Source organism: Tunicatimonas sp. (genome assembly GCF_049647865.1).
Classification (GTDB): domain Bacteria; phylum Bacteroidota; class Bacteroidia; order Cytophagales; family Cyclobacteriaceae; genus Tunicatimonas.
Genome location: NZ_JBARYM010000905.1, coordinates 1 through 7,975, shown reverse-complemented (window position 1 = coordinate 7,975; position 7,975 = coordinate 1). Strand labels below are relative to the sequence as shown.

At 43.9% G+C, this 7,975-nt stretch carries 4 protein-coding genes; 1 reads left to right on the top strand and 3 read right to left on the bottom strand.

Annotated features, from left to right (window positions below):
• The 3 genes from WBA23_RS25715 to WBA23_RS25705 form a co-directional block, all read right to left on the bottom strand.
• Window positions 1-1,543, bottom strand: a 1,543-nt coding sequence (locus tag WBA23_RS25715; RefSeq protein ID WP_424585141.1) for a hypothetical protein, incomplete at its 3' end; no start/stop codon positions are given.
• Window positions 1,543-2,658, bottom strand: a complete 1,116-nt coding sequence (locus WBA23_RS25710) for a DUF4249 domain-containing protein (RefSeq protein ID WP_424585140.1) — start codon at window positions 2,656-2,658, stop codon at window positions 1,543-1,545. The genes WBA23_RS25715 and WBA23_RS25710, both read right to left, overlap by 1 nt.
• Before the next feature lie 5 nt (window positions 2,659-2,663).
• Window positions 2,664-5,366, bottom strand: coding sequence for a TonB-dependent receptor (locus tag WBA23_RS25705; RefSeq protein ID WP_424585139.1), 2,703 nt, complete (start codon window positions 5,364-5,366; stop codon window positions 2,664-2,666).
• 180 nt (window positions 5,367-5,546) lie between these two features.
• Here WBA23_RS25705 and WBA23_RS25700 point away from each other — a divergent pair.
• Window positions 5,547-7,975: fibronectin type III domain-containing protein (locus WBA23_RS25700; RefSeq protein WP_424585138.1), on the top strand; the 2,429-nt coding region annotated here is incomplete at its 3' end.

Here is a 7,975-nt window from a genome sequence, read left to right as displayed (position 1 = left end):
CAAATGTATCATCCACTTCCCACTGAATATTTTGTGGAAGCTCATCAGTGGCGGAGTTATACTGTAAAATAGAGTTTTGTAAGCCGTACACTCGAGATATTGGGATAGCAAATCTACCATTTTCTTCAATTCTGCTATATTCAAAGTAAGGGTCATCGCCGGGAATAGATAACAGTATCCGGTCATCTTCATCAATAGTTTGGGAGGTTTGTACTCTTCCGGTGATGAGTAACATCTCATCTTCTGGCTCATAATTCTGCGAGGAGCTTTCTTGAACCAGCATCTCAGACCAACTAGGCCAGGCAGATTTTTGAGTTACCAACCACTGATTTATCCACGCAGGTACTTGTTCAGCCGAAAGATCATTGGGTAAGGATACACCAGATAAACCAACATTATCTAACGCAGCTACTGAAAGCGGATATTCGGAAAAGCGGAGCTTGCGGACAGTCAGCGCTAGTGTTGCCTCGTTCAGATTAGGGTTATTGTTCAACGAAACTTGCAGTTCTTCGCGGGGCGATACTGTTGATCTGGATAGACTAATTAGTGAATTGTTTGCTGGTTCTTCCGTATAGAATAATCGTTGAGCAAGTACGGTGGCCTGATTGTTAAGCATCGCTATTTCGATCAAACCTGGGGTTTGGGAAACGGGTAGCGAGGTTGAGAAAAAAGATTGATCTACGCGCTGAAAATGTAATAAATGACTACCGGAGCGGACTGCTATGAAAGTTATCGGAGCAGTTGATGGTTTTGTAGCATTAATTTCTAAGCGAGTACCATTAGCACTGACCTGAAGAGTATAATCATCGGGCTGCGCCTCAGGAAGCTGAATATAGCTTGTATCGGTGTTAATAAAGCGAGCTAAATAGCTGGTGTCTGCTTTTGGGGTAAACGTAAATTCTTCCAACTGGCGTAATACAGGAGTGCGGGCTACTACCGTTGAATCTGTCACTTGAAGTATCTCTAATTGGGCTGTGTCGGAATGATTTTTTAAGGAATGAAATTGAGCAACTACTTGGTTTTTCTTGCCAGCCACCCAGTTTCCCCCTTCCGAATGAACCGTAAAACTTGCCTGATTACGCTGAGTATCTGGTACTGAAGAAGGATTCGTAGTATTGGTATTGATTACTAAGATGGGTTGGGTAAGAAGACTGTTAGAGCGGTTGTTCAACATATATTGGGTATACGCTCGGAGCTGATACCAACCGCCCGCTAAACTATCCGGTAAGGTTAACTGTCCTGTGGCCAATCCGAGCGAAGCTTGGTAAATACCCTGTGCTACCGCTGTTCTCTGCCGGTTAAATAACTCTAGATAAACCACCCGACTAGCTTCTCGGGTAGTATCAGTACTGTTTATGATAGCCTGAAACCAGAGAGTTTCACCCGCGCCAACTATTGCTTCCGAAAGCTGAACAGACACTTGTTCACTAGCTAAACTATCGGTATAGTTTTGAAGTTGGTCCTCTACGTTCTGAGCTTTACCAAAAGTTGCAATCTGCATGATAGCCAACCAAAATAGCCCAAGATATATTTGCTTCATCATTACCAAAAGGAAGGTCGTTCAGTAGTAGTTCCGATTATAAGCGTACAGTTATAACAAAATTCGGGAGGGCCAGTAGCGGGGCCATCCGGAGAGTCGCCACTACCGCCGGTGGGAGGGGGCTCCGGACTTTCTATACAGCTGCCAAAACCTCCCACCGGGCCACCCGGATCAATTGGCACTTCACCTCGGGTGATAAAAAAGCGTTTCTGCGTTACGGCAGACACTTGAAAGTAGCCCAACGCAATTTCTTCAGGATCATCGTCGCGAACAATGTTACCAATAATTTGGGAGGGCGGCGGATCAAATAGAGAGCCATCGATGTTACGTTGCTCTTCTACATCGTTCCAAAAATTAAAAGCTCGTTCAGAAAGCGAGAACTGTTCCACTAACAAACTATAGCGTTGTTGTAGTTTATAAGTACGCTTAGATACAAAAGTAAGCGGTTGTTGCTCAATACGATCTCGAGAAAAATCCTGCGATGAGCCAATGAGAAGTTGATTAAACTGACGGCCCGATAGGAAGCAAATTGGCTGGATAAGCTGCATTGGTCGGGCTAAGGGAGCCGTAAACTGATACGTCTCTTCCCAATTCCACTGATAAAAGTTTGATTCAGGTAAACCCGTTCCAGTACTTACGTAGAATTGCATCCCCCAATCATCCAGTAATACCCCAATGGAGGAAAGAGATTGCCGACTCTCTAACTTGCCATAAATACTATCAATTTCAGCCACCGGCCGCATCAGTTCCGGTAATGAACGGTAACTAATATTTTCTGCAGTGCGGACGCGTAAAGTATAGGTAACGCCCACGGTTCCGGCAAAATCGCTCGGGGTTTGATATAATCCTTCGCGCTCAAAATCTTCCAGTAACTGCACCTGATTGCCATTTTCGTCCTCAATAAATACTTCAGCTCCCTGTACGGCCTCTCGCTCAAAGGTATTTAATGTAGGCGATGAATAAGAAATTCGTACTTCGTGAGCTTTAGGTTGATCGGTTAATAAACCATCTACTACCAACTTTGGCTGTCCATCTACTACGTCGCCTATATCAAAAGGATCAATACAGGTGGTTAGCAATAACGATAGAATTACAATGATAAGTCCCCTTCCCTTCATAGCGCTCAAAATTTGAAATTATAGGTAATGGATGGAAATGGTCGCCCCAAAATAGCCAAACGGAAAGCCGAAAACCGTCCGGAGCTGGTACTTTGGAAGAAGATAGAGTACGGGTTATTTCTTCCGTATAAATTATAGATGGCAAACGTCCAGCTTGAATCCCATTTTTTGTTTTTCTTTAGGTTCCCATCAACCGAAAGAGATAAATCTAAGCGATGGTAAGCAGGAATTCGGTATTGGTTACGGTCAGAATAATTAGCGATATCAAAACGCCCAATGCGGTAGGTACTTTCGGGTAAGGTAACAGGTCGCCCAGTGCTGAACGTAAAGTTAAAGCCTAAGCGCACTCGTCGGGTAAACTGGTAGTTTCCCACCATTGTTAAATCATGTGGCTTGTCAAAGTACGATGGATACCACTCTCCCCGGTTCACGCGTTCTTCGGGAAAGCTGCTATCTACTTTACGCAACGTGCGGGAGTAGGTGTAAGCCAGCCAGCCAGTAAGTCGTCCAATGTTCTTTGAGATTAGCAGTTCCGCTCCGTAGGCTCGTCCGGTTCCAATCAGCAAATCGGTTTCTAGCTGGTTGTTCATTAGCAAAGTGGCCCCATCTCGGTATTCTACCAAGTTAAGAATATCTTTGTAGTACACTTCTACAGATGCTTCTATCGCGTTGTTAAATATATTTCGAAAGAAGCCAATCGCGTACTGATCGCCAATCTGAGGGGGTAAATACGGGTCGCTCAATTTCCAAATATCCGTAGGAGTAACACTAGCAGTATTGGAGATTAAATGGGTGTTTTGCCGAAGGCGATTGTAGCTCAGTTTGATGCTGCTTTGGGCATTTAGTCCAATGCGTAAAGCGGCTCGGGGTTCCCAGCCTTGGTACGTAACAATGGTTTCGCCTTCAGAAAAAGAGGTAGTTCCAGTAGTGGAGCCCACCCGGCGCGGTCGGCCTTCGGCGTAGTTAAATATCTCTCGAGGGCCAACGTAGCGATAATAATTATAGCGTAGCCCTGCCGTTAATGTTAAAAATGGATTAATCTGATACACATCACTCAGGTAGCCAGAAAATTCCCAAGCTTGTTCCGTGGCTAGTTCTTGCGGAACAACTAATGAAAAGTCGCCCGTTGGACGTAAATCACCCGGCGAAAATTGGAAGCGAGATACTTCAATTCCCCCGCTCATCTCGTGGTCTTGGTTAGGAAAGAAGTTTAGATTCCACTGGCCACCTGTTTGATCGAATCCCGCATCGATTTGGGAGGCTGATACGCTGTCTTGCAAATCGCCAATCTGGTAGCGGTAGCGCGATTGAGTAATTCTTAGGGCCGATAGCCACTTCTGCGAAATTAAGTAGTCCCACTGTAAGGCTCCTCCAAGATTCTGATATTGATAGGTGGCATCATTAGCTAAACCGAAGTTATCGTTGCTAAAGTAGCCGGTCAGACCAACTTTATGGGACTCGTTGAGCCGATAGGTCCATTTAGCGTTAGCATCGTAAAATGATGCCTCGCTTTGGCTAAGCGTAACATCTCGCACTTGATTCAGTATCCAGTCAGAGTAAGAGGCTCGCCCCCCAATAATTAGGCTACTCTTTTCCTTTACAATGGGAATTTCGGCGGATAATCGGCTAGCAACAACTCCAATTCCACCACTCACTTTCAATTTCCGCAGGTTGCCTTCCTTCATCGATATATCCAGTACTGAAGCAATTCGTCCGCCGTATTGAGCGGGAATACCACCTTTATACAACGTGGCATCCTGCAATAAATCAGCATTAAACGCAGAGAAAAAGCCGAAAAGGTGAGATGGGTTGTAGATCGGAATACCGTCTAGTAAAACTAAGTTTTGTCCAACATCGCCACCCCGAACATTAAAGCCTGCGGCGCCTTCGCCTGCTACACTTACCCCTGGTAACAGCCGAATAGCGTTGATTACATCTACTTCGCCCAGAAAAGCAGGCATCTTCTCCACCCGCTTAATATCCATGCGGTTCGCACTCATTTGGGGACCACTTACATTATTATCTTCTGCTTGTTCGGTAATCGTTATTTCCTCTAGTCGGGCAGTTTCTTCAAATAAATCTACCGAAAACGACCCATCGGAAGTAACCCGTACTTTGCGCTCTTCAGTTTCGTAACCCAGTGAGGTAACTTCCCATTGATAATCACCGGTAACCACTGAAATAGTATAGTAACCGTTAGCATTAGTAGATGTGCCTTGCCCAGACTCCCGCGAAAAAATTGTCGCCCCGGCAATACCTTGTCCCGTACTTCCCTCCCGAACATAACCGCTTACGGTTGCTTCAGTTTGCCCATCAGCTAATAAGGAATCGCCAATAACGATTCGGCGATTATCAGAATCGGTACTAGAGCGACGAGTGGTTAAGGGGGCCGTTGAAAGCAATACAATATAATAATCCTGATAGGTAGTAAAGGTTAGATCAGTATTCTCAATGATTGTGGAAAGTGCTTGGGTAAGCGGAGTATTACTAAATGGCTGAGAAACTACAATGGAGTCAGTCCATTCTGGACGATAGAAAAAGCGAATGGCATGGTTCGACTCAACTTCTTGTATCCAATCTGTAAGGCTACTATTACTTGCGGAGCGGCTAATAACTACATCTTCCACCGATTGTCCGAACGAGAAAGTAGCGATTTTCAGAATGAGAAAGCCCGTAAAAAATAACCGTATTGAGGAGGATGGTTGCATAAAATGCCAATCTAATCCTATTCTATAGGATAATCAATAGACCCAAGAAATAAGAGGAAGATTGTAAAAAACCTTACTTTATTGTATTCCAAGCGAGCCATGTACTTTTCTTGGTAAGAATACTCTTTAAATGCTTCGCTATAGAACAATAATTGTACTTTTCCTATAAATGTTTTAGTTATGAAACAGTTTATTTTTATTGTATTATGGCTGTATGGTGGTTCTGCGGTGGCTTTAAGTCACAGTAGCGAGCTAGATACACGTGGTGTGGAAGATGCTACCTTCAATTATGCAAGTACGACCTATTGCCAAAATGATTCCGACCCTACACCATCAGTAACTACCTCAGGAGGAACATTTAGCAGCACTACCGGATTAGATATTGACGGTGGCAGCGGCGAAATTGATCTTGATACCAGCTTACCTGGAACATATATAGTAACTTATGAAACGACTTCCCCGTCTGATATCCATACTTCTAGTGTAGATATTGTTGCAGTGGATGACGCTAGCTTTAGCTACGTTAGTACTAACTATTGTGAAGATGAAAGCGATCCGATACCTAATAGTATCGTAACTTCTGGAGGTACGTTTAGCAATGCTTCCGGTTTGATATTTGTTAGTACTGCGACGGGCGAAGTTGACTTATCGGTCAGCCCCTTAGGCACTCATACAATTACTTATACTACTTCGGGAGTATGTCCTTCTAGCAATACCTTCAATCTGACAATCAGTGGTAGAGATGATGCTAGTTTCAATTATATTGGATCACCTTATTGCCCAACCGACACTGATCCAACGGCTATTATTACAGGTAGCACGGGCGGTACGTTTACAACTTCGGCCGGACTAATAATCAATGGCAGTACTGGTGAGATTGATTTATCAACCAGTGTGCCTGGTAGTTATACAATAACGTATATTACTGCTGGCACTTGCTCCAATTCGTCTACCTTTGACATAGAGATAATAAATGATAGCGAACCTACTGCCCAACCGGCAGCTAGTGTTACCTGTGATGCCTTCACTGCTACTTGGGCTCCGGTTTTTGGTGCAAGCAGTTACGAAGTGGACGTAGCCGAAGATGCTGCTTTTGTAACAATGATATCAGGTTATGATGCCACTTCCACTTCTGATACTTTCTTAACTGTAACTGGACTTACGGCTACTGAGATGTATTATTACCGAGTACGTGCAATTACAAGTTGTGGTACTTCATCTAACTCAAGTGCCATCTCAGTGGAAGTGCTCGATATTCCGGGAATAGTTACTAATCTTGCTGCCTCAAACCCTGATTGCGATGGATTTGATTTAAGTTGGGACGTAGTAAATTACGCTTCAGATTATTTGTTAGAAGTTTCTAAAGATGGTTTTGTGACTACGGAGATTTCTCAGTCAGTTCCATCTACCTCGATTACAATAGCCGGTCGCGAGAAGGGAACTACGTACGAATATCGGGTTACCGCTCAGAATGTCTGTGGATCTGGACCAGCTAGTACCGGAAGCTACCAAACAAATAATGTTCCTCCTATTCCAACCAATGTAGCTGCATCACAGATTGTGTGCGACGGAGCAATGCTTACTTGGGATGAAGTAGCTGAAGCCGATGATTATTTGGTAGAGATTTCCGCTGATGCGTTTGCTACAATTAATAGTTACCCTACCAGCAATGATACTTTAGTAGTTAGCGGCTTAGTATCAGCTACTAGCTATATGTATCGTATCATTCCGGGCAATGTTTGTGGTACAGGCGATACTACTGCGGTATTTAACTTCACAACCGATAGTTTGCCTTCGGCACCGGTAGATACTTTGCTATTAGTGGAGCATAATCAAGCAACCGTAGCTTGGGAAAGTATTATAAACGCTGACACATATTTGGTAGAAGTAGCTACCGATAATCTATTCAGCAGCATAGTGAATACCACCGTAGTAGATTCAGTTAGTGCTAAGGTTACTGGACTGGTTCCTTTAACCACTCACTATCTCCGAATAACGGCGAACAACACTTGCGGTAGTAGTCCCTTCTCCGACACACTGGTATTCACTACTCCTCAAGATCCGCTGATCATCGATTCGCTAGCCTTGGTAGATTTTTACAATGCTACTGATGGCCCTAGTTGGACCAATAATACTAACTGGCTGAGTGGAAGCATTACTACCTGGCAGGGGGTTACTATAACCGATAATCGAGTAGCCCGCCTAGAATTGAGCAACAACCAGCTTTCTGGTTCGTTTCCCGCAGAAATGTATAATCTAACCGGATTAGAGTATGCTGATCTACAGGATAATGCACTGAATGGTATGTTAGATTTTTGGGCTAGTATCTTTTCAGAAGTTACTGACTCATTATTGTTAAGTGGTAATCAAATTGATGCTATAAATACCCTTCACCCTAATACCTTAGGCATAATCGACTTAGCTGGTAACGTTCTTACTTTTGAAGATATACTAAACGCGCTTGATTCCGCATCAAACCTAATTTACGCCCCCCAAGCCAAGGTAGGTTCCACGTTGAACACCTTCCGCGATGCAGGTGATAGCTACACGCTAACTATAGGAGTAGATGCTTCTGTGATGGATAACCAATACGTTTGGTTTCGTAATGG

What these genes read in the sequence shown, in the direction of transcription:
- WBA23_RS25705 (WP_424585139.1), bottom strand. Translation starts at nt 5,366, where the DNA reads ATGCAACCATCCTCCTCAATACGGTTATTTTTTACGGGCTTTCTCATT.
- WBA23_RS25710 (WP_424585140.1), bottom strand. Translation starts at nt 2,658, where the DNA reads ATGAAGGGAAGGGGACTTATCATTGTAATTCTATCGTTATTGCTAACC.